Annotated in this window: 27 protein-coding genes and 1 pseudogene; 17 read left to right on the forward strand and 11 right to left on the reverse strand. The window is 43.7% G+C overall.

Features of this window, described 5'->3' with window-relative positions; translation table 11 throughout:
• Positions 1-188: 188 nt before the first annotated feature.
• The 5 genes and pseudogenes from MHN02_RS13965 to MHN02_RS13985 form a co-directional block, all read right to left on the reverse strand.
• Positions 189-1,576 (reverse strand): annotated as a pseudogene (locus MHN02_RS13965) (ribonuclease J).
• Positions 1,577-1,644: 68 nt separating this feature from the next.
• Positions 1,645-1,878 (reverse strand): DUF2789 domain-containing protein, encoded by a 234-nt coding sequence (locus tag MHN02_RS13970; RefSeq protein ID WP_014949810.1) that lies wholly within the window; start codon positions 1,876-1,878, stop codon positions 1,645-1,647.
• 124 nt (positions 1,879-2,002) lie between these two features.
• Entirely contained in the window at positions 2,003-2,353 is a 351-nt protein-coding gene (locus MHN02_RS13975) for a DUF2750 domain-containing protein (RefSeq protein ID WP_014949811.1), read from the reverse strand.
• 72 nt (positions 2,354-2,425) lie between these two features.
• Positions 2,426-3,256 carry a LysR family transcriptional regulator gene (locus MHN02_RS13980; protein ID WP_014979575.1) on the reverse strand — a complete coding sequence of 277 codons (831 nt, stop codon included), beginning with the start codon at positions 3,254-3,256 and terminating at the stop codon, positions 2,426-2,428.
• A 126-nt stretch (positions 3,257-3,382) separates the two neighbouring features.
• Positions 3,383-3,550, reverse strand: a complete 168-nt coding sequence (locus MHN02_RS13985) for a hypothetical protein (RefSeq protein WP_239246744.1) — start codon at positions 3,548-3,550, stop codon at positions 3,383-3,385.
• Between the two features lie 399 nt (positions 3,551-3,949).
• On the opposite strand from MHN02_RS13985, the gene MHN02_RS13990 reads away from it, so the two are divergent.
• Positions 3,950-4,306 carry a DUF413 domain-containing protein gene (locus MHN02_RS13990; RefSeq protein WP_014949814.1) on the forward strand — a complete coding sequence of 119 codons (357 nt, stop codon included), beginning with the start codon at positions 3,950-3,952 and terminating at the stop codon, positions 4,304-4,306.
• Between the two features lie 192 nt (positions 4,307-4,498).
• On the forward strand, positions 4,499-5,248 hold the full coding sequence (locus tag MHN02_RS13995) for a PRC-barrel domain-containing protein (protein WP_101564948.1): 750 nt from the start codon (positions 4,499-4,501) through the stop codon (positions 5,246-5,248).
• Between the two features lie 96 nt (positions 5,249-5,344).
• On the opposite strand, the gene MHN02_RS14000 is transcribed toward MHN02_RS13995, so the two are convergent.
• Entirely contained in the window at positions 5,345-5,656 is a 312-nt protein-coding gene (locus MHN02_RS14000) for a metalloregulator ArsR/SmtB family transcription factor (RefSeq protein WP_014949816.1), read from the reverse strand.
• A 184-nt stretch (positions 5,657-5,840) separates the two neighbouring features.
• On the opposite strand from MHN02_RS14000, the gene MHN02_RS14005 reads away from it, so the two are divergent.
• Positions 5,841-6,191 (forward strand): rhodanese-like domain-containing protein, encoded by a 351-nt coding sequence (locus tag MHN02_RS14005; RefSeq protein WP_239246746.1) that lies wholly within the window; start codon positions 5,841-5,843, stop codon positions 6,189-6,191.
• A gap of 56 nt (positions 6,192-6,247) precedes the next feature.
• The gene (locus MHN02_RS14010) at positions 6,248-7,171 is read left to right on the forward strand and encodes a LysR family transcriptional regulator (protein ID WP_239246748.1); all 924 of its coding nucleotides are present in this window, start codon (positions 6,248-6,250) and stop codon (positions 7,169-7,171) included.
• 8 nt (positions 7,172-7,179) lie between these two features.
• On the opposite strand, the gene MHN02_RS14015 is transcribed toward MHN02_RS14010, so the two are convergent.
• Positions 7,180-7,785, reverse strand: a complete 606-nt coding sequence (locus MHN02_RS14015) for an exopolysaccharide biosynthesis protein (protein WP_239246750.1) — start codon at positions 7,783-7,785, stop codon at positions 7,180-7,182.
• Between the two features lie 546 nt (positions 7,786-8,331).
• Between MHN02_RS14015 and MHN02_RS14020 the strand changes: the two genes are divergently transcribed.
• The 13 genes from MHN02_RS14020 to MHN02_RS14080 all read left to right on the forward strand — a co-directional run bounded on the left by MHN02_RS14020 (position 8,332) and on the right by MHN02_RS14080 (position 18,654).
• On the forward strand, positions 8,332-9,663 hold the full coding sequence (locus MHN02_RS14020; protein ID WP_014949820.1) for a sigma-54 dependent transcriptional regulator: 1,332 nt from the start codon (positions 8,332-8,334) through the stop codon (positions 9,661-9,663).
• A 16-nt stretch (positions 9,664-9,679) separates the two neighbouring features.
• Entirely contained in the window at positions 9,680-9,904 is a 225-nt protein-coding gene (locus MHN02_RS14025) for a hypothetical protein (protein WP_014949821.1), read from the forward strand.
• Between the two features lie 4 nt (positions 9,905-9,908).
• On the forward strand, positions 9,909-11,423 hold the full coding sequence (locus MHN02_RS14030; protein WP_239246752.1) for a sensor histidine kinase: 1,515 nt from the start codon (positions 9,909-9,911) through the stop codon (positions 11,421-11,423).
• A complete protein-coding gene (locus MHN02_RS14035) occupies positions 11,413-11,865 on the forward strand; it encodes a response regulator (protein ID WP_014949823.1) in 453 nt (150 codons plus the stop codon). The genes MHN02_RS14030 and MHN02_RS14035 overlap by 11 nt, the downstream gene beginning before the upstream one ends.
• A 12-nt stretch (positions 11,866-11,877) precedes the next feature.
• Positions 11,878-13,962 carry a response regulator gene (locus MHN02_RS14040; RefSeq protein WP_239246754.1) on the forward strand — a complete coding sequence of 695 codons (2,085 nt, stop codon included), beginning with the start codon at positions 11,878-11,880 and terminating at the stop codon, positions 13,960-13,962.
• A gap of 230 nt (positions 13,963-14,192) precedes the next feature.
• Positions 14,193-14,522, forward strand: a complete 330-nt coding sequence (locus MHN02_RS14045) for a DUF883 domain-containing protein (RefSeq protein ID WP_239246757.1) — start codon at positions 14,193-14,195, stop codon at positions 14,520-14,522.
• Between the two features lie 4 nt (positions 14,523-14,526).
• On the forward strand, positions 14,527-15,084 hold the full coding sequence (locus MHN02_RS14050; protein ID WP_239246760.1) for a hypothetical protein: 558 nt from the start codon (positions 14,527-14,529) through the stop codon (positions 15,082-15,084).
• A 52-nt stretch (positions 15,085-15,136) separates the two neighbouring features.
• Positions 15,137-15,394, forward strand: a complete 258-nt coding sequence (locus tag MHN02_RS14055) for a hypothetical protein (protein WP_239246763.1) — start codon at positions 15,137-15,139, stop codon at positions 15,392-15,394.
• A gap of 24 nt (positions 15,395-15,418) precedes the next feature.
• Entirely contained in the window at positions 15,419-15,997 is a 579-nt protein-coding gene (locus tag MHN02_RS14060) for a hypothetical protein (RefSeq protein ID WP_239246766.1), read from the forward strand.
• A gap of 544 nt (positions 15,998-16,541) precedes the next feature.
• A complete protein-coding gene (locus tag MHN02_RS14065) occupies positions 16,542-17,186 on the forward strand; it encodes a hypothetical protein (RefSeq protein WP_014949830.1) in 645 nt (214 codons plus the stop codon).
• A 116-nt stretch (positions 17,187-17,302) separates the two neighbouring features.
• Positions 17,303-17,998: a DUF2490 domain-containing protein gene (locus tag MHN02_RS14070; protein ID WP_239246769.1), complete on the forward strand. Its 696-nt coding sequence runs from the start codon at positions 17,303-17,305 to the stop codon at positions 17,996-17,998.
• A 246-nt stretch (positions 17,999-18,244) separates the two neighbouring features.
• Positions 18,245-18,421: a DUF1328 family protein gene (locus tag MHN02_RS14075; protein ID WP_014949832.1), complete on the forward strand. Its 177-nt coding sequence runs from the start codon at positions 18,245-18,247 to the stop codon at positions 18,419-18,421.
• Positions 18,422-18,459: 38 nt separating this feature from the next.
• On the forward strand, positions 18,460-18,654 hold the full coding sequence (locus MHN02_RS14080) for a hypothetical protein (RefSeq protein ID WP_014949833.1): 195 nt from the start codon (positions 18,460-18,462) through the stop codon (positions 18,652-18,654).
• A gap of 83 nt (positions 18,655-18,737) precedes the next feature.
• On the opposite strand, the gene MHN02_RS14085 is transcribed toward MHN02_RS14080, so the two are convergent.
• Genes MHN02_RS14085 through MHN02_RS14100 form a run of 4 tightly spaced genes read right to left on the reverse strand, consistent with a single transcriptional unit; the run spans position 18,738 to position 22,522 of the window.
• Positions 18,738-18,956 carry a hypothetical protein gene (locus tag MHN02_RS14085; protein ID WP_014949834.1) on the reverse strand — a complete coding sequence of 73 codons (219 nt, stop codon included), beginning with the start codon at positions 18,954-18,956 and terminating at the stop codon, positions 18,738-18,740.
• A gap of 13 nt (positions 18,957-18,969) precedes the next feature.
• A complete protein-coding gene (locus MHN02_RS14090) occupies positions 18,970-21,912 on the reverse strand; it encodes a DUF349 domain-containing protein (protein ID WP_239246772.1) in 2,943 nt (980 codons plus the stop codon).
• Positions 21,902-22,195, reverse strand: coding sequence for a DUF1315 family protein (locus tag MHN02_RS14095; RefSeq protein WP_014949836.1), 294 nt, complete (start codon positions 22,193-22,195; stop codon positions 21,902-21,904). The genes MHN02_RS14090 and MHN02_RS14095 overlap by 11 nt, the downstream gene beginning before the upstream one ends.
• The gene (locus MHN02_RS14100; RefSeq protein WP_014949837.1) at positions 22,196-22,522 is read right to left on the reverse strand and encodes a zinc ribbon domain-containing protein; all 327 of its coding nucleotides are present in this window, start codon (positions 22,520-22,522) and stop codon (positions 22,196-22,198) included.
• Positions 22,523-22,716: the final 194 nt, after the last annotated feature.

Raw genomic sequence — 22,716 nt, forward strand, 5'->3', positions numbered from 1 at the left:
TATTATAAACCCAAGTGTAACAGAATGTTTTAAACTTGGGCAGCTTCTAAAATGAGGTTTTTATAAACGTGAAGGAAACATCTATCGCATTGATAAATAAATATTAATTTTTCTAAAGCGTACAATATGAACAAAAGCAAAAGGCGCGTCCGACTAAATACACTTAGGGCTATTTCGATATTTTTATTTTACTCTTGCTGTACAGGAATGCGACCAACTGGAACAACCTGCCTGCGAATGCTTGGCTGTGGCGCTAGCCTGTACAAATCACCGTTCTGCCCTACATAGGTCTTTTTAATACCGCACACTTTAGCAACATTTGCATGTGCTTGAAGGTGTTGATGCTCGCCGTGAACCGGAATAGCAATGATAGGTTTTACCCAATGATACATGAGCTTTAATTCTTCTTCACAGGGGTGACCGCTGGCATGAATTGGCAGCGTGCTATCTTCACTGTGAATAACCGTTACTCCCTTTGCCTGCAGCGCTTTACTTAGTCGGCCTACACTTTCTTCATTTCCAGGAATAACTATCGAAGAAAATAGCACAGTATCCCCTTTATCTAAACTAAGGTGAGGGTGAGTGTCCTTTGCAAAACGCGCCAGCGCGGTATTTTTCTCGCCCTGGCTGCCTGTCGCTACGGCTAAAACTTCATGGGGGGAAGATAACCTAAATGTTGGGGATCGGTCACAGGTAAATCGTCTGGCCAAATGCCCTGTTGCTTGGCAATGCCGTACATGTTCATTAACGAACGACCGTACAGCGCCATGTAGCGCTTAGTTTTCTTCGCGACTTTAGCCAGCGAAATTAGCCGTGCTATATTGCTACCAAAGCATCCTACCACCGCTCTCCCCTTTAACGGCGCGATAGTGCTTAATAGGCCGTCGTAACAATTTCTCTCTGATATTGAAAAGCCCGGTTTTGTTGCATTGGTAGAGTCTCCAACCATGGCAAGAATATTCTCACTGCCTAGTCGCTTGTAAAGGCTAACGTCAAAAGGTAAACCTGTTATGGGGTTGGCATCAATTTTCCAGTCTGCTGTATGCAATACTGTGCCTACTGGTGTATTGATTTTTAGTGCGAAGGGTTCTGGAAGCGAATGAGTAATGGCTAGCCAGTTAACGCTAAAAGGCCCGATTTGCTTGGTATCGCCTGCATCGACTTCAATAATGGCAATACGGTTAGCCAATTTGCTCCTTGCAAGCTTTCGCCTTAACACTTCGGCGGTAAAAGACGTAGTATAAATTGGCTTTTGGAAACGTTCCCAAAGGTAAGGAATTGCGCCTACATGATCTTCATGGGCGTGGGTAATGACAATGCCAGCCAGTGCTTCTTTTTGTTTAGCAATAAATGAAGGGTTCGGAGCCACAACGCGATGCGTAGTGGCTTTGAACGTATTCTCGTTAGACGCTTGGCTGACGCCTTTGTAGGCAGGTACGAGAGGCTCATCAAAAGAAACCCCACAGTCAACCATTAACCATTGACCATCGTGACCATACAAATTGAGGTTCATCCCAATTTCGCCCGTTCCGCCTAACGGAAGAAACCACAAATCATCAGCAGATGGGTGCAACAAAACGGCTATTACCTTCTCTCAGAGCATTGAATATTAGTTTGACGTTTAAATCTATGAGCGCAGAGCCATCATTCGTGCAATTCAGCATTAAGTTGGTCTATCACTTCGGCCCACGCAGCGTCTTCAACAATGGCATCTTTCAAAAATGCAGACTGACTTTCATTCCAATAAGGCGCTTCATGAAGATGTTGGCTCTTGTTCAGCCCTCGATGTGTTTCAAAAAATTCAGCAATTTCTTCGTCTGAACTTCCTAAACCTAGTTGGCTGAATAGACTATTCATTGTGGGTTGCTCAGTAAACATAACGCCTCCTTGGGTTATCAATTAAGGGCACAATAATCGCCAGATACGTTGTACCCAACTAACTTTATTATGCCCCATTTGCTTACTGGATAATTACCCTTTGTCTTCCCCTTGAGATCACATCTTAAAGGTAGTCAGCGAACTCTTCTGGCGTAATCACCTCTCCTTCTTCAGCAGGTACAGGACATACAATGACCATTAATTCATCTTGCGTCATGCCCGGCACCCACTTAGTCAAAAACTCTTCGGTGCTTAATTCCATCGCTTCACAGTGTGCCCAGTCTTCGGTTGCCCACAAGAGTGCTAATTCAGCATCAGGCCAAACCGGAACACCATCTTCTTCATCAGTAGTTAGCATTACGCAGCCGTGCTCATCTTTAAGAATGAAGAGTTTCTCTTCCGCTTTAATTGTTGCAAGGCTTGCTTCTAGTCGTTGAAATGCGTTTTTTTCCAATAAAGGATGTAATTGTGACATAAGTTTCTCTCTTTAATTCTGCGATTCACATGCCTTTAAATTAGGCACCGTGAGTAAATTTATTGGCAGCGGTTAACACGCTTTAGACACGCTTTCTATTATCTCTGCTAGACCCACTCGTCTGACTTGCTTCATGCTGTGCACATACACCTTAAACGATACGTTTTCTAACGTTTCAATTCTGGTCACTTTCACACTACCGGGTAACTGACTCTCAACGTTGGTCGGTAATACGGCAATACCACCTTCGCTCTGTAAATTGTTGAGCGCAAGATTCAACGAATTGGTTCTTAACTTTGCATCGCGAAGTTGAGGGTAAGCAGTAAGCAACCAGTCTCTTGCCTTAGTTCCCCAATCAATAGCCACAAAATCTGCTGCATCAATAGTCTCAGACGCTTGTCCAATTCTATATAGCGCCAAATCCTGCTCTAGCAATACATCACTGTTTACTTCTTCAGATTTCAACGGTTCAGTGGAGAATGATAAGTCTGTCACCCTTTCGTGCAATTGTCGCGAAAGGGTATCTAACGTAAGAACTTCAGCCTTTACTGACCAATCGGGAAACGAGTTGTGTAGGTGACTGAGCATCTGAGGCAATAACAGCTCGCTCGCCAGCTGTGTTGCGCCGCAAACAACATATTCAGAGGATTGAATTTGGAGCTCTTGTTTTGCTTCGTTTAGCGTTGCGCATAATTGCCTAGCGTAAGGCAGAAGTTTCTCACCAGATTGAGTGAGCTGTATACTGTTGCGTTGCCTAATAAAAAGCGTGGTATGAAAATACTCTTCAAGTAGCTTTATGCGCGCACTGACTGCAGATTGAGTAAGGTAAAGGTTTTCAGCCGCTTTACCAAAGTGACGAGTTTTTGCCACCTCTATAAAGGTGGTGAGAAAGCGTATATCCATGCTTATTGTACAACCGAATCAAAGTGGGTCTAAATTGACACAGATAATACGGCAAGTAAACACAAAAGCACAGAAGCGCACCGCTATAAACGGTACGCTTTATTAAAATTTCACCAACTCGCTGAATTAATACTCTTCTTGGTGCAGGCGACGCTGTTTGTCACGGCGTTGCAGGTCACGCTTCTGCTTTTCCTTTACATTACTTTGACGTTTGGAATTTGGCTTTTTAGCGTGAAAATCTTCCTCTTCTACCGAGTCCCATTCATCACGCTGGTAACGATAGTCTTTACTCATTGACTTCTCTGGGTTGTTAACACACCTCAATTATTATCTTAAGCGACAAAATAGAAAACGAATTTTAATCATCGTAGCGACAAGAATTTTTGATTATTCCCATCAGTGATTTTCATAGACTTTTAACGTCCAACTCATTTACGCTCGTGTAATAGCGACGCCCGTTGCAGGGCCAATAAATAAAAACTAACATTTTACTTTAATTTCAGAAACTTAGACATATCACGCTTGAGGTTATGCCCTCGCACTTTCTGTATACTTTTCAAACGTAATCTAAAATTTAGTGTTAGATTTTATACCGTTAAAAATTTTTTATTGATAAGAGAAAAATCTTTTGTTTTATCTTCGTTTTTAATTATCTTAAAAGTGCGCTGAACAAAACATTACGTTGGGTACAACATGAAAAGTTTAGCTATTCGACAATCTGCAAAACCTTATATTGACCGTCAGAAGTTTCCATACGGTTTTCGTAAATCAGGTGACTTCAGTATTACTGAAGCCGATCTTCTAACCCACTACGGCAAAACACTGCTAGGACTTGAAAGTGGCGAATTGTCGCCTGAAAGTGATGATGAGAGACATTTCGTCGAATTCGTTACGGGTAAAGTTGAAGCTAGCAATAACCTAGAAAAAGCCTGGGCGAAATACGTCAGATTAGCAAGGGGCAAAAAGCACTTCTACACCCTTCACAGCAGTGCGAGTAACCAATCAGACTATGATGAAGACTACTCCGATGAAGAATTCGATGTAGCATAATGCTACAGCATTACTAAAAAGCTCGCTCCGGCGAGCTTTTTTGTTATTGAACAAATGATCTCAATCAACTTCAGACAAGAACAAAATGAAGAAACATTAAGGACTGTCTACACTTAGTAGTAATACAGAGTGATGTGCAGTGAATTGTGCATTTCACTCTGAAAAACGAGCCCATGCAAAGGAGGCGCAACGATGATCATTAGTTCAAAACAGCTTACTCACTTTTCTATACATGCCCTAGATGACAAAGTGGGCGGCATCCGCGATATCCTTTTCGATGACGAAACCTTCACTGTTCGCTACTTGGTCGCAGATACCAATACTTGGCTACCGCTTAGCCGTAAAGTGGTGATATCACCTATATCTGTCAAACAGTTAGATGAAGATAGTGAGTCTGTTCATATCAATATGACAGTTGATACATTAAAAAACAGCCCCTCTATTGACGAACATAAGCCTGTGTCACGTGAATACGAAGAAAATCTCTTCAAATATTTTGGTTACGGATACTACTGGATTGGACCAGGAGCTTGGGGGGAGTTCGCACATCCAAATGAACTGGTCGAATTACAGCGCGCTGAAGAGTCTGAAACTGAAAACCCGAAAAAGAGCACCAACCACCTAAGAGCAGTGGGCGAAGTTGGTGGATATGAAGTTGCTACAACCACTGATAACGTTGGCCACATCAGTAACTTCGTCATTGACACCGAAAGCTGGAAGATAATCATGCTAGTGGTAGATACCAACAACTGGCTTCCGGGTGGCAAACATCTCGCACTTCTACCTAGCGATATTGAAAGTATCGACTGGGCGGCGCACAGCGTAGTAGTGAATTTAAGTCACGACGAATTGGTTGATAGACCTGAAGTGGAAAGTGAAAAAATATCTGAAGAAGGCTATGTGCCTATGCTTTGCGAGCAATTGAATAAAAAAGGAAATTAATAACCGAAGAATGTCACTGTTGGCGATTTTTAGTTAGGAACTTTACAATGTCCGTTGTTGAAGGCGGACATTGTAGCTTAGGATACAAAAAGAAGATTACTCGCAGAAAAATTCGTACATCAAAGCAATCAAACGCTTGACGCGCTCGTCTGCTAAGCGGTAGTAAATAGTTTGACCTTCCCTTCTTGTGGCCACCATCTTTGATTCTCGCAATAAAGCAAGATGCTGAGAAATCACTGGCTGCGAGACGCTAACAACTTCGAGAAGTTCGGTTACCGATTTTTCCTCTTTCAGCAACGAACAAAGCACCATAAGGCGTGTTTTATTCGCGAATTGCTTTAGGAAGATTTCGGCTTCCGCAGCGTGTTCCATTATATCATCTGAACCTATTACCATATCCTCGGACATAAGCACTCTCTATCTGTAAAGTATTTCGGCACCAATTTAGCCATTTACTATACTAAAGTATAAGACATTTTGCCGACCTGCCAATTTATGCGACGAATCCCTGTATTTTACATTGTTTTATTACGCTGACATCAATATGTTAGATTTTACTTATTTTAACCAGGTTTAGGCAAAAAGGAAAAGTATGCTTATAGACATGAAGACTCGAATAGAAAACATAGACGATAACTTACGCACTGTATCTGCGGAGCAAGCGGCCACTGAGTGCCGAAACAATAGCGGTATACTGATTGATGTACGGGAGAGTGCCGAAGTTGCCAATCAGCCCGTACCTTCTGCGCTTCACATACCACGCGGCGTGCTCGAAATGAAGGCACTGGAACAGTTTAAAGATGCTTCAGCGCCACTTTATATTCACTGTGCATCGGGCATTCGAGCAAAACTAGCAGCAGAGCAACTTATAAAAATGGGCTATGAGAACGTTTCGGTGGTGACATGCCCTGTACCCACGATAAACCAAGCAAACCGAAAATGACTTCTTAACCACGTGTATGCTATAAGTATCGTTAATTAAGAGTTTTAAGGCGCTGTATGCTGAAATCTACGTTAGAACAATGGCGAATGTTCAAAGCCGTCGTCGATGCAGGCGGCTTTAATCAAGCTGCTGCTGAAGTTCACAAAAGTCAATCGAGCGTTCACCACGCGGTTCAAAAGCTTGAAAACGCCATTGGTGTGTCGTTGTTTGAGAATATTGGACGTAAAGTCCAGCTTTCGCCGCAAGGCGAACTTATGTATCGCCGTGCCTCTTTTTTGCTGAGCGAAGCACACAAGCTCGAGGCCGTTGCCAATAGCCTTCAATCTGGCACAGAAACAACTTTACGCATAGCGGTGGATATTATTTTTCCGTCTGAAATGCTTTATAACGTGCTAGCGAAAGTTTCTGCTGAGTTTCCGCTGCTTCGTATCGAGATAGAAGAAACTGTGCTCAGTGGCGCAAATTCACTTTTGAGCAATGGTAAAGTTGATTTAGGCATCTCTCCTTTCGTATTTCCAAATGGCTTTAGCGAAGACTTGTGCGAAATTGAGTTTGCAGCTGTCGCTCACGCCGACCATCCACTACACCAATTAGATAGAACGCTCACACTGGAAGACTTAAAAGCGCATCGTCAAATTGTGGTAAGGGATTCATCTGCGGAGCGTAAAGCTGATGTGGGCTGGTTAGGTGCAGAGCAACGCTGGACCGTAAGCCACGTTAGAACGTCATTAGATATTATTGCTCAGGGGTTGGGTTTTGCGTGGCTGCCTATAGCAATAATTAAAGATGAGCTTGAAGACGGTACACTCGTTCCCCTTCCCCTGGATAATAATGCAGCATTGCGTAAGGCGCTCCTTTATCTGTCTTTTGAAGACGGCGATACGTTGGGGCCAGCTGCCCGTGCTTTTATTGGTGAGCTACGATATCAAACAATGAACCTTCCATCGTCAGATTTTATGCTCGATTCGTGTACTGAGTAGTTTGACCATCAGCTTAGAGCGACTGCAAGGCGTTCAAATCCAAGTATAAAGCCAAATACCGATAATGAAACACCAACTAACGCCACAGCACCATCGTCTGTGGCCATGCCTATTGCCATAATAAAAACAGCAAAAGCGGGAATAAGGCCCATAAAGGGAATAAGCTCCAGAGGAATCATTACAAGTCCGCAACCTGCACAACATAATGCGATGAGTGATCTGAACACAGGCTGGCGCATGAAAAAACACCGAGGAACTAAAAAGCGGTCTACGCGTACTGCATACGGTTTAACCTTTTCGACAATGTAGCGAAGCTGATCGGCGTCACAGTTTAGTTGCATCACTTTTTGCGGTAACCAAGGATGCCTACGACCGAGTAAAATTTGCAACGCGATGAGTAAAATTGTCCCACCCGCTAAAGATGGGATCCCAGGGATGGCCCCAATCGGTGTGCAAGCGATAAAAGATGGCAGCGCCAACATTGGTCCAAAGCCTCTTTTCTCCATCACATCCCAGAACTCAGCAAACTCGAACGTATCTTGTCTTGCTCGCGGCTGCATTTTCCCCAACAACTCGTACAAGGTCATTGATCTTACAGCTGTTTTCCCCCACATCTTCAATTCCTTTGATATCACATTACCAGCGAACGTCGCGCTAATCAGACGGGCTCCTCGCCTAATTAATATACATTTCTTGCACCTACTCGATTTACCATAGTGAGACTGCAAGTAACCTTAGACAGGCAAATCGTGCGAAAAATATGCCATCGATTGCATGTGACGGTGTGTTGAAGACAGGAATACTTTTTGCAAATGCCCCTGATAAGTAGAATAAAATCACCTAATAAAACAAAGACAGATATAGACATTCTGTACTTTAGTGCGATGTGTACCGCTGATCGCAAAGAGTTGATAAATTAGAAGAAGGTAGCGCAACCGTCTATCCCTGGCATCCAGGCAAATGTTCAAGATTTCCGGCTTGCTTGAAGCGCTTAGATATTTTCCGATGCGCTTACACTTTATTAATTTAAACCAGCGTATAAATAAACTTTAAATATGCGCTTTAGCATTCAGTTGTTAATAGCGTATGATAAAACTATAACATTGATTCTATTCCATATTTTTTCTGAATAGGAAACGAAAGAAGAGAGGGACATCCACGTGCTTACCGTACTTTTAGTTGATGACGACGCCGAGTTCACAGAAGTAGCTTGTACTATTATCGAATTTCTTGGCCACGAAGTACTTACCGCTGCCACACTCAAAGAAGCCCGCGATTGGTTAGAGAAAGAAACCTTTGACCATGTACTGCTTGATTTCATGCTACCCGATGGAAGCGGCGCGCACTTGTTCAATGAGTTAGATGCACTTCCTAAGCGCCCTCGCGTTACTTTGATAACGGGTCACCCTTCTGTGAAAAGCGTGATAAAGGGTCTGTGTGGCCCCACGGTCGACTACCTTGTTAAGCCAATTCAACGGGAGGAAATAGAGGCTGTATTAAGTCAAAAGCCAAAAGAAAAAGCACCTGCACAAGAAAAAATAGAGAAACATTTTGACTTGTTGATTGGTGAATCGCCAATTATGAAAGAGCTCTACAAGCTGATTTCTAGAGTGAGTAAAACCAGCGCTAACGTAATGCTGCTTGGTGAAAGCGGTGTAGGTAAAGAAGTGGTGGCTGCCGCAATTCATCGTGCTTCAGAAAGTGAAGGTCCCTATATTGCAACCAACTGTGGTGCATTCTCAAAAGAACTAATAGGTAGCGAACTTTTCGGTCACGAAAAAGGAGCATTTACCGGCGCTGTAGGACGTAAAGAAGGTGTTTTCGAACAAGCTGAGGGCGGCACGCTCTTTTTGGACGAAATCACAGAAATGCCCATTGATATGCAGCCCAACTTACTTCGCGTTTTAGAAAACAAGGTTGTTATTCGTGTGGGCGGAACGAAGACCATCCCGGTGAGCTGCCGCGTTGTATCTGCCACGAACCGAACAATGGAAGAGATTGCGCAAAGCAAAGTACTGCGCGAAGACATCTACTTCAGACTTGCGGTGTTCCCAATCACCATTCCTCCGCTACGTGAAAGAAAGGAAGATATTCCATTACTAGCAAAAACCTTTATTGCTGAATTCAATAAAGATAATGGCTCGCAATTTAAGTGGGAAGATAGTCAACTCGATACGTTACAAGCCTACGACTGGCCCGGCAACGTGCGTGAACTAAGACACTTTGTGCATCGCGCTGCCATTATGAGCGACCCTGAAAAGAGTGAGATTGAATTACCAAAAACCATTGAGTCACCATTTGCTCAAAAACAGAGTACGACACCGGCACTTCAAGCCGGTAGAACCATTGAAGACGTGGAAAAAGAGCTAATTTATGCCACGTTGGAAAAAGTGAATGGCAATAAGACCACCGCAGCAGAAATGCTGGGAATTAGTACAAAAACGCTTTACAACCGTCTTCATGCATATGGTGACTTAAGTAAAGACGACTAAGTAAGAGGTATTCGGCATGACTAGCGAAGAATTTTCTCGACTAAGTGTTTATGTGCATGATGCACGCAAACCATTAAACAGAATATCAATGCAAGCTGAGCTAGTAAAAATGGCATTAAACGGTGACGTTCCACCTGAAAAGGCATTGGTGGCGTTGGATAAAATAATAAGCAGTGCTAAAGACTGCAGCCATACTCTTGCTGAAATGACATCAGAGTTAAGTGGCAATGTTTCGGATTAAGTAAATGATTACTAAAGTATTGTCTTCACTATACAGTTGGATAATTTTAGTTGTTCTGGTCATTATTGTAATAACTGCTAATTCATTTTACGTAGTTAGTACATTGAATGACCTTTCTGCTCTGGAAGCGCGGCTGTTCACTACGAACCGTGTTATCAATGCAGTTAACCGCCTTCACGTTGCTGTACTTCGCGTGGAGTCTGGTCAGCGCGGCTATATGCTAACTGGCGATGAAGAATATCTTACCGACTACACCGAAACGTTAAGTTCATTGGGCGAATTAATGGACGAAGTTGAGGTAAGCTCCTTTTCATCTGATATAGAAGGGCAAACTAATCGCATAGAGAACTTTCTTTCTCTAACCAAAGCAAAAGTCAATGAAGTGATTGAAGTGGTTGAACTGTATAAAGAAGGAAAAGAGCAACAGGCTATTATTTTGGTTAATAGTGACAAAGGCCTAAAACTCTACAAACAGTTTGAAGCTTTATTTAGAGAAATCGACGGTTCGGAACAAGATATGCAGGGTACTCACTTAGCCAACCTAATGAGCCTAAGACGAGACTCTGTTAATACGCTGATCATTTCCTCTGCAACGACTCTGCTACTGATTATTACGGTATTTTTATTGCTCAAAATAAATTCCCGTGAGCATGAGAAGTATCAAGCTGATCTAGAGTCTGTTAACGAAGATCTAGAATCTCGGATAGCAGATAGAACGCAAGAGTTAAGTGTTTATTCAGACGAATTAGCACGAAGTAATAGAGAGTTGGAAGATTTTGCCTTTGTGGCGTCACACGATCTTCAAGAACCATTAAGAAAAATTCGGGCATTTGGTAACCGCTTAGAATCGGGCTACAACGACGTGATAGACGAACGAGGCAAAGACTATCTTGCGCGCATGCTCAATGCAGCAGAGAGGATGTCCATGCTTATTTCAGACCTTCTCGCCTTTTCTCGCGTTTCCACACGAGGTAAAGAGTTTGACGACGTTAATCTAGGCACCGTAGTGGATAGCATCATGGGCGATTTGGAAATCGCTATCGATGAAAAGTCTGCGCAAATAAATGTTAGCGATATGCCGACTATTCGCGGTGACAAATCGCAATTAGAGCAGTTGTTTCTAAACTTGGTGTCTAACGCACTGAAATTTCAGAGCGAGGGCGTGAGGCCTGAAGTAACGATATCTGCAAGGGACGCGACGGAAGAAGAAACGAAAGACATTCTGCTTGCTGAAGAATATGACTGGACAAAAATCACCGTATCAGACAACGGTATAGGGTTCGAACAATCATTTGCTGAAAAAATATTTGCCCCTTTCCAACGCCTTCACGGTAGAAGTGAATACAAAGGTACGGGGATTGGGCTTGCCGTTTGTCGTCGTATTGTAGAACGCCACAACGGTCAAATAACCGCAGTTAGTTCTCCCGGAAAAGGGGCAACGTTCTCGATAATAATACCCAAAAATAGTGAACCGTTTGGTTCTAACAACAATAATGGAGAAACACACAATGACGCGTAAACAAACTCAGCCTATCAATATACTTATGGCGGACGATGACGAAGACGACCGCCTACTTACGGTTGACGCGCTCAAAGAGAGCCGCGTTCTAAACAACCTGTTTTGTGTTGAAGATGGCGTTGAATTATTAGAATTTCTTCGACATGAAGGTAAATATACAGATCCTGCATCGGCACCGCGACCTAGTCTTATTTTGCTTGATCTAAATATGCCAAGAAAAGACGGTAGAGAGGCGCTGCAAGAACTGAAAAATGACCCCAAGCTTCGCAGTATCCCGGTGGTAATTCTCACTACCTCTAAAGAAGAGGAAGATATGCTTCGCGGTTATGATCTAGGTTGCGCATCTTACATTACAAAACCAGTGAACTTTGAAGGATTGGTTGAACTAATGCGCGCGCTCGGACGTTACTGGATAGAGTTCGTAGAATTACCACACGAGTAAAAGAGGTACTAGATGACAGAGGTAATAAAAATTCTGTTGGTAGAGGATGATGAAGATGATTACTTCTTAACCTCTGATTATCTAGCGCAGTGCGAGTCACCTACGTTTGAGTTGACGTGGGTGACAAATAGCTTAGACGCAGTAGAGGCATTAAAGACACAAAGTTTCGACTTGTGTTTGTTAGATTACTTACTGGGTGCTGAGAACGCGATTGATGTACTGGGTGTTTTAAAATCTAACCAGTTCAATCTACCCGTGGTGATACTTACCGGACAGTCGGATGCTACCGTCGATGAAATGGTCATGCGAGCAGGTGCCGCAGACTATTTGCAAAAATCGGAAATTGAATCACCGCGGTTTATGCGCACGATTAGATACGCCATGGTTCGCCGTGACATCGAGAACGAGCGAATTGAGCGGAACAAAGTAGAGCAAAAGAACAAGGCCAAAGATAAGTTCCTTGCGCATTTAGGGCATGAGCTGCGCACCCCCCTCACCTCTATTCTTGGCTACACCGAACTGCTTATAGACGATGCGAGAAACAGCCCTTTTCAACAAGAGTTATCTATTATCCACTCTAATGGCAAGCACCTGTTAAGCCTACTCAATGATTTGCTAGACATGTCGCGGATAATGGCAGAGAAACTTGAACTCAACATTAAAGAAGTGAACTTAAGCGCGTTTTTGACGGACATTCACTCATTAATGCGTTTGAATGCCAAAGACAAAGGACTAAGCCTTAACGTTGTTTCCAAAACAAAAATACCAGAGTTTATACACACAGATCCTACCCGCCTTCGTCAGGTATTGTTGAACCTAATTTCGAATGCGGTGAAATTTACCGACAAGGGCAGTATCACGCTTACCATCTCTCTCGACGAGCCGTCTGAAAACGATTCGAGTCAAACACTGCTGCGATTTTCTGTAGATGATACAGGTATCGGCATGCCGCCTGATAAGCTCATCAATATTTTTCAGCCTTTCGAACAAATAGAAGATGTGATGCGTGCCAATCATGGCGGAGCAGGACTTGGACTAGCCATTTGTAAAGAGCTTGTCACTAAACTGGGCGGAGACATTGATGTTAAGTCTCGTTTAGGAGAAGGCAGCACATTTACATTTGATATAAACCCTGGCGATGTTTCTGAACAGCCTCGTGTAGATCTTGAATTAGGCCAAATTCAACCTGTCGAGTCTAGTAGCATCAATTTAAACGTAACTGGACGCGTATTAATTGTTGATGACTTGCGAGAAATTCGACGGCTAACTGGTCACCTTGTGAGTCAATCTCAAGCTGATATTAGCTACGCTGAAAATGGCGTAAAAGCACTAGAAGCCGTGTTGCAGGCGGATGAACACAACCGGCCCTTCGATCTCGTTTTAATGGATATTCACATGCCAGTGATGAATGGCATAGAAGCCCTGCATGCGATTAGGCGACATGGGCAGGATATCCCAGTGATTGCCGTGACAGCAGCAAGCCGCAAAGGCTTAAGAGAATCGTTAATTCGCGAAGGGTTTAACGACGTAATTGGAAAGCCCATTGACCGGTTTGCACTGGCTAACTTGCTTTCGCAATACCTTCCGCCAGGTAATCACGTAACATTCACCAACGTGGAAGCCCAAGTTGCAGACATGCCAATGAACAAGCCGTATGCTCCAGAGGACGAGACCGCTTATCGAGGGCTTGCAAACCCTAGGCAAGCAGAGCAGAAAATGCCGTCTACCGATTCAAATGGTAATTCAGATCAGCCTGCCAATAAGCACATACTTGTGATTGAAGACGATGAGGATGCGGCGGAGTTACTGCAATTGTTTCTTTCCCACTTAGGTCATACGGTCACTACTCAGTACAGCGGTGCTGAAGCATTACAGGCTGCAGAAAATCAAAGTTTCGATCACATTCTTATGGACCTTACCCTTCCCGATTACAACGGTTACGACTTAGCGAGTGAGCTCAAGCAAAAGCTACCAGATGCCATCCTTACTATTGTAAGCGGTCACGAAGCGGACTCCGAAGCGATGACAACCATAGGGATCGACAGTGCATTGCTCAAACCTGTCACCAAAGACGATTTAGCCTCGGTAGTGGGCTGAAAAGTTAATTTTATCGTTGCCAACTTGTATCGAATATCGAAGGTTAAGCAGCGCATCATCAAGACCAAGAAAATATTACAGACGTAAGACACAACAGTGTGTGAGACTTGCACATAAGCACCTCACGCAACAATAGAAAAATAAAAATAAACCATGTAAAACAGTAAGATAATAGTTTGGTATACCAGTTGCAGCTATCTATGTGAACCCCAAATATTAAGGAGAGTATTATGGCTACACAAGCTTCAGCTAAATCGCAAACAGTTAAACGTAACGGTACAAACAACGTGGCTGAGCCGAGTCACCCAGTAACGGATCAACTGAAAGATTCTCTTCATGCGTCAGTAGACAAGTTAGCAGACAGTGCAGGCATTGCAGAGGAAAACATTCGTCGCACTGCGACAGCGTCTGCAGAGAACATGTCAGCGAGAAAGCGTCTGGCACAGCAAAAATGGCAGGCGTCGAAAGTACGTAGATATGCCATTGAGAACCCAGTAGCGACAGCGGGTATCGCTTTCGCAGCAGGAATGTTAGTGACGTCACTTTTACGTAAGAAGTAATACCATGACTGTACCAGATTTTCGAAGAGCAAATTTCAATTTGTGCACAGAAAATCCTTTTCGCCTGACGCCGCCCGCGGCGCAGGTGAATCCAAATGTTACAAGCAACGGTGACAATGCTAACGCTGCATCAGCAACCTCGGAACACGCTGCACAATACAAGTCAACACAACAGAACAAGGCAACACAACAGAATTACCCCGACCCATCGTTTTCGGATATCTTCTCGGCTTTCTCAGAAGCATTTACTCAGAGGAAAGCGCAGGGGTTGGCGTTTTTAGAGCTCACTAACAGTGAATTGATGCTCATTAAAAAGAGTTTCTTTGTTACAGTCTTTGCATGCTTAGCGGCATTTGCAGTGGGCACAGTATGTTGGCTCATTTTAAACATCGCCATTGGCGCTATACTTCATAGTGTGGGCGTTAGCTATGTGGTAGTTCCACTCCTGTTGTTGGTGTTCAACAGCATTGCGGTCTTTTGTTTATTTAAGCTTGCACAAAATGCATTTAATTACCTAAGCTTTAGCAGACTCATACAAACGTGGCGACGGGTTTTCGGATAGTGAAAATGCTTACCATTGCGTAAAAAGCCACCGCCAATAGTGAGGAAAAGCGATGAACATTTTTTTTAAATCGAATATGAAAGATATAGCACAGAAAGAGCATGCTTATTTTTCGCAAAAACATCATGCAGATGTTGCACTTACACAAGCAAAGAGGCAATGTAAACTGATGATGGGAAAGCCTGAAACATTGCTTGGCATTGCAACCCTTGGCGCATACAAGGGTGCGGTAGATGCAAAACCCAAAGCAAAACGCAATCAAGCCCTAATGGCAATAAGTAGGACTGCGCTATTGTCGCTATTTCAATGATCACAGTACTAAGGAATATGTGAGATGAACAACAAAAAAAATATGAAGAAAAGCCGTTTGATGCTTGCCTGCGTTGGTGCGGCGTTTAGCCTTGCAATAGTAGGTTGTTCATCGACCCCTGTAGCAGCCCCTACCCCTTATAAGTCAGCGAGTACCAAAGCTGCCTATGGCTATTCAAGCGAAAAAATCTCTGAGAACGAATACAAGGTTCTTTTTAAGGCAACAGACAAGACTCCTGCTGATAAAGTACAGCAATATGCCCTTTACAGAGCAGCGGAAATTGCACAAAAACAAGGTTTTACTTATTTGGCCATCGTTAAAACCAACGTGGATAAAAAGCCAGTTGTTGCGCGAGAAGTTATGGCGAATAAGGAAGAGCCCGTGGCATTTCAAACAGACAGGCAGTGCACTATGTCAGGCTGCGATGAAGTGGCACAGCCTATGGCCGTCCCAAGCTCAAACGACGTTGTGAAAACTCAAATTAACGACATCTACTTTACTATTGATGTAATGATGGCGAATGATAAAACGCGTCTAGGTAAAAATGCTTTCACTGTCTTAGAGGTACTATCAGAGCCTCTAGAGCCAAAAAATGGCAACTAGCTGAGCGTTTTGCCGCTCACTAATGCTCTGAAACATCAGTTTTAATAGAAATGCTTTTCAGGCCCTAGTTGCAGTTACTGAAAAGCATCGCTCAAACACATGAGCAAAACCGTAATATGTTTCAAAGCCAACAACCGGTGCACTAGTCTTTATTACTTTTCTGTTGTGGCTAGCGGTCCATTGGTTAACTGCATTCTTCACTTTTCTACAAACTTGGCCAGTGTCATATTCGTTTCTTCTTGAAAGAGTCGATGACACTGCTGCTATCACAGCCCTTTTCTCTAATTTAAAGCCTCTAGTCTAAAGACTCTAATTTATAGCTGTTATTCATTCTCCTGAAGTGCTCCTTGCATTTTTAATGACCCGTTAATCTTCTATTAATGTTGTACAAAAGTCTCCGTCATCATAGCTCGCTATCATTAAACCCATGAACTGCAGAGCAGATTTATACACCTCTATCGACAACGTTGTAGCGGTACTGCTCTAAGCAATTGAATCAGTTAATAGCACATATTTATTTTGCAAATGACTAAGGAGTCAGGCGATGAGAAAGCTAAGCACGTTAATGACAAAAACTACCCTTGTAGCAGCTACAGTAATGTTGGTGACTGGTTGCAGTGCAGTGGCAAAACCGCAGATGGAGCATTCAGCTAGTTCGAATGTTCCGGCGTTAAAAGCTAAAGCACTCGACAACGCATTACTTTATTCCGACGAATGTATTACTGAGCGAGAAGTGGTAACGGCACAAAAGATGTGGGGTGACGGCATAGTGCGAATTGGTGCAGTATTTAGCAATGATGGTGATTACTCTGGCGAAGCCGCAGATTTCATCCAAGCTATGTATGGTTACGATTTAAGCAGCGTACTGTTTAAACCAACGCTTGCAGCTAACGACCAGTTCCGTTCAAGCTTCGATGCTGCGCTTTCATACTTTGTTGGCGGTAATGACGCTTACGAAGAGGACAAAGGCTTTGCAATAAAGCCATACACAAATGTGAAATTCGATAATGTGGGTATTATCAACAACAGCTGTCGCATGGCCGTGGCGATGGGCAACTACTTCTTTACCGATACAAAAGGTGGCGAAACGAAGGTGGAATACACGTTTGCCTATGTCAAAGATAGTGACGGCGACCTGCGTATTGTTGCTCACCAATCTTCGTTACCTTACAACCCAAACGGTAACTAAATAGGCCATTGCCCCTCCATTCTTAGGAAGTGTGAGGGGCGAAACACTCTCCCTTTGCAGGCAAGGCGTCCCTTCCCTTTCGCTTTGCCTCTTTTTTATTTTCAACGAGAAAAACTATGTGCGCAAAACGAATTATGACGCGTTGCGTCTTACTACTTGTGATGGCGATGACAGCCGGCGTTAAGTCACACGCCGAGTCAGATTTTCAATCTTGGAATGCCCTCGCACTCACTGGAAATGCCGATGATAAAGGTAAATGGCAATTTTGGTTTGACGGTCATTTGCGCTTTAAAGACGACGCATCTCGGCTAGGCGTTTCTATCGTTCGTCCCGGTGTCGGCTACAAACTTTCAAGCGATACGACCTTGTGGCTGGGTGTTGCGAGAGTAACGATAGACTCAGACAACGGTTCAATTGAAGAAGACAGGGTGTGGCAGCAAGCTACGTATTCATTAAGCAAATTTATGGGCGGTACCATTTCAGGTAGAAGTCGTTTGGAGCAGCGATTCAGGAGCGATGAAGGCGGTGATACAGGCTATAGGTTTAGACAATTTATACGGTGGTCGAAACCTTTAAATGAGCAATGGTCAATAGTCGTGTGGGACGAGGTATTTTGGGCTTTGAACGACACAGACTGGGGCCAAAATAGCGGGTTTGATCAAAATAGACTTTACGTGGGACCGGCCTATCACCTCAACAAGAAATGGCGCGTCGAGATGGGATACTTACATAATCATATTGCGTCGCCAGGCGCCAATTCAGACGCCATAACAAACCACAACCTTGCTCTCACGTTCTTCGGAAGCTGGTAAGGATCAAAGAATACCCCCAGCCAAAGGCCCTTAACACACAAAGAGTAAAGTTGGGTGACTAGGGCCTTACACAATCATGTAAAAAATGCATTCGTACGTGTAATCGTGACGTTAATTGCCTGCAGATACGGCCTGACAACCAGAGAAAAATTAAATTATATCAATATATTTCAATAACTTAAAAAACAGGCACAAAGATAGCATTAGTTAAAGTGAAAGTAACGGAAGCAATACGAGGATTTAGTTATGTTAGGTTGGGCAATCACATTTTTTATCATCGCCATTATTGCAGCAGTTTTTGGTTTTGGAGGCATCGCAGGTGCAGCAACAGGTATCGCACAGTTTCTTTTCTTTGTGTTTATCGCGTTGCTCGTAATCTCACTTATCGCAAATGCGTTACGTGGTAGAGCACCAAGAGCCTAAGAGTTAGAAGTATTTTAATAGGAAAAAGGAGTAAGGATATGTTTTCATTTAAAAACTTATCAAAGGTACTAGTAGCATCAGCATTTGCACTATCACTAGCAGCTTGCGGTGACGGTGAAGCGGAAGACGCAGGCGAAGAGCTAGACGAAATTGTTACCGATGCAGGTAATGCCGTTGAAGACGCTTGTGAAGATGTGAAAGAAGGCGTAGACGCTGAAGATAAAGACTGTTAATCACGTTTTTATCAAAAAAGGGCCAGACAATTGTCTGGCCCTTTTTGTATTTACAGTCGACGTGGTTTGACCTAACTGGTTAGTTAAGACACTTCTTCACCACCTAACTCACGAGCAAGATCGTCTAGTGTAGATAGCGTCGAATCAAATTCACCTACGCCGTAACGGTATTTTACACTCACGTGATGATCCGTACGCCCGAACTTCACTCTTAACCCTTCTGCGTCAATATGCTTCACGGTATTCAAAAAGCGATAGGCAGACATTTCTGTTTCAAATTGAAACTCAACACTGTTTTCCATTTAGGCTTTCCGTTTAAGCAACAATTTCAGGATGAGTATCAATAACTGAAACAACTCGTTGCAGCAAATGGTTATCTTCTTCGCTTATCGAGTCGTATGATAACCAGTCAGCAAGAATGTCGGGAGCTGTTGCCGCTTCGCCTTGTTCCAACTTAGATGTCATCATTTGTAGCTGTACGCTAGAGCGTATAGATGCGTCTGCATCTGGGCTTGGCATACCAGTTGCGACTTCTAATGCTACCGTCAACCATTGTCTATCGTGCTGAGTTGTTTTATTTCCAGTAGACTGACCCAATACGCTTGACCAACGCTTCCCTAACGTTTCCGCTAGAGATTGCTCATCACCACTTCCCTCACCTACACTTAGCTGTAGTAAAGAAATCAGAGCCTGAGCTCGCGCCAATCGGGCTTGAGATTGTGCATTTTTCGCTTGCGCCGCGCGCTTACTTTCAAGTGAATCAATCTTTTTATCTACTTTCGTACGTTGCGCTCTAGGCAAGTCGGTTAACTGAGCGCGAACGTCGCTTATTGATTGACTGAACGTTGCATCATCGCTGTTGATGTCAACAGCTTCCACTTGCTTGAGTAGCGAATCTACTAACGCGTTAAATGCATTATTCTGTACTTTCCGCTCGGCTTTTAAACGTTCAAATACGGTGTCATTGGCAGCTTTAAATGCTGCCCACAACATACTCTCTTCACGTTTACCTGCATGGCCTACTTGCTTCCATTGGCTTTGCAATTGCTGAGCCTTGTCGGCAGCGCCAGCGACATCTTCTTCCGTAGCAAGTTGACAAGCTTGGGTGACTAACGCACGCTTTTGGGCTTGGTTGTCACTTTGCCATTGATTTACTTTAGCCTGAATGGGCGATGATACCGCCTTCCATTCTTGCTTCAGCTGTTCATAAATTTCACGTTCAACCTGACCTGCAGCGTGCCACTGTTTAGACACTCTATCGAAAACTTTCACTAACTCGGCTTCCGGCATGTTAATGTCCATTGCCTTAACCGTAGCGATAATCGACATACGCTGTTCACGTGCTGCAGCCCGTTGTGCGTCTAACTTTGCGTAATGTGCTCTACAAGGCTCGAACGCCTTTTCAAGTGCATCATCGAATTGCTGTTGTAACAACGTATCTTCGCTGCTCTCTTCGTTATTTGATGATGACGGCGTTAGTGATAACCACTGCTTACGCAGATATTTAATAGCCTCACTTCTTTGCTTAATGTTTTCAGCGTCAGCGCTAGCTAGCGCCTTTGCTTCTTCTAGAAGTGCGGGTTTGCGCGGCGCAGCAAGGTAATCCTGCCATCCTTCTAAGCGCGACACATCACCAGCGGTCTTTTCAAAACGCTTCTCAACATACTTTTTCGCTGAACCAGGAAGCGCAGCATAACTTTCCTGAAGCTTTGCAAATTTTGAAATAGCAACGCGGAATTTACCCTGAGCAATTAAGTTATCGATAACGCTAATGTGCTTTCTAATGTGTTTTACTTGCTCATTTTCTTTGGATTTTTGAGCACGCTCTTTGGCATTTACACTGCTTGTCGCTGCGTTAAAACGTTTAGACAACGCCTTTGGAATGGCATCGATTTCGCGACTAAGCGCTTTATACGCTTGACGTGCTTCGTCAAACTCCGCTTTAAGAGCCACTACACTACTGCTTTGTAATGCGTCCCCACCATTTACTTGACTCAAATCCTCAGTCGATGCGCCAGCTTCTCCAACGCTCACATCACGGGTATCTTTGTCCGACTCGCTATCGCTTGGCGAAACGATCTTAGCGGCAATGTCTTCGAGCGATTGAAGTTTTATCAGTAGCTTTTGGCCGTATTGCTGCTGCATAGAGAAGCGATCAAGCTGCTCGTTTAGTTCGTCGACAGAGCGCTTAATCTGTGTAATTCGCTTATCAGTTGCAAATTCATCATCGAGACGTGCTAGCTGTTCGAGCGTTGCTTCAACACCGCGCACGCTTTCATTAACCGTAGCAACATCAGCAAGCGTCGCTTCACAAAGCCTGTTATTGTACAACCAAGCTACCTGCTCCTTGGCATATGTAAGCTGCTGTTCGCACAATGCTTTGGTATTAGCACGTTGCGACGCTTGTTGCTTCTCTTCCCATGCTGGGCGGATACGGCTTAAGTATCGCTCGAGCTGCTCACCAATACGCGCACGCTTTTCTTCATAATCAACGCGTTCTTCTGAAGTGAGTAAGTCAATTTGAGCAAACAGCCCTGTCAATTCGCTCTCAAGCTCATTGCGCTTTTCATCAATGGTTTCTACATCTGATTTGTCGAGCAAAGCCTGATATTTTGAAAGTCCCAAAGTGAGCTGCTTTTTAAGCTCCACTGGGCGCTTTGCAGCCTCTTTGATAGCATCTATCCGCGCATTAATTTGCGTAACAAGCGCATCATCTGACACTTTCTTAGCAAGCTTTTGCAGATCTGATACGTCTGAATGTGCGTTGACTAGTTGAGTCTGCAGTTGGGGACTTGCGCCTTCTAAAAAGACAAACTGGGTAAAAGATGGCTTCGCTACTTTTTCGATTAGCGCGTTAGCTAGCGCATCATCTTGTAAGAGCATAGGCTCTTTCTTCAACATTTGCGGTACTAACTGCACTACCAAATCGGCGTTGGCTGTTTCAGTTAAAAAAGAGAATATCTCTTGGCGGGAGAGTGTGACATCCCCCTCGCCTAACAAAGCGGCGTTTACCTTTTTCTCCGCCGCTTTTTTAACGCGAGACTGCTTGGCAATTTGTGACATTTTGAGCCACAGCACAAAGCTATTAAGCTTTTCGAGTGCTGCTAAACTGACATTTGCATCTTCGTCATTAAATGCCAGTTCGTGAAGAATTGTTTTTTCCTGTGCCTTTTCGGGAGAGAGACTCTCGATTGCCTGCATCCGTTTTTCAGGCTTTGGGCTTTGGTGTGAAGGCGCAAATATACGACTAAATATCATCCTGTTTAAACCGCGCTATTGTATTATTATCATCCTGCTCATCGCGTAACGAGCGTTTAAAGTCGGCTTTACTCTTATGTACGATTTCGCCGCTTTCACCTACTGTCATATGCTCAGAGGACTTTTCTATTTTTGCTTGATACAGCATAACAGCCTGCATGCTGCTTGCTTTTTGCTCTTCGTTTAAAGGCGTGCCATCTGGCCACTTACCTGTTTCAACAGCCTGACGCAGACGCTCGTAAATCTCCGGCGTCATGCTGGCTAAAAGTGCTTCTATATTCATTTAGGAAAAACGCTTTATGTAAACAATACGCGCGCGGTTTACTAAGTACCAAACAAAGCCAACCACTGCGCCCAAAATAGCTAAATTATGTTGCAAATCACCTGGGCGTGTTCCGCCCCAATACATGAAGCCAAAACTCGCAACGAATATCAGCATAGCAAGAAGGGATTGGTTCTGGATACTGGCTAACTTTTTAAATCTTTGTAAGCTTTGTTTGCGCTCTATATCTTCAGAGGTCGCATCACCGATTTTAAAGTCACAGTGAGGACACGTCTTCGCTTTGTCAGACGTTTTTTTGTTACACGAAGGACAGTCAACTAATGCCATATGTTGCTCCTGTTTATTGGGTGCGAAATGGAAATGCGCAACTCGCTATTGAGCGAATACGCATTTATACGCGGATGGGTATCATACTTAAGTTCATCACAACAATGAAGTCGATTCTGTGGATTAACCTTATCGCCATAAAACAAAAATGCGCAGGGTGTTAACTTTTATACAAAGTTCACCGCTACGCATTT

The sequence above is a fragment of the Alteromonas sp. CNT1-28 genome (assembly GCF_022348345.1).
Lineage (GTDB): Bacteria > Pseudomonadota > Gammaproteobacteria > Enterobacterales > Alteromonadaceae > Alteromonas > Alteromonas macleodii.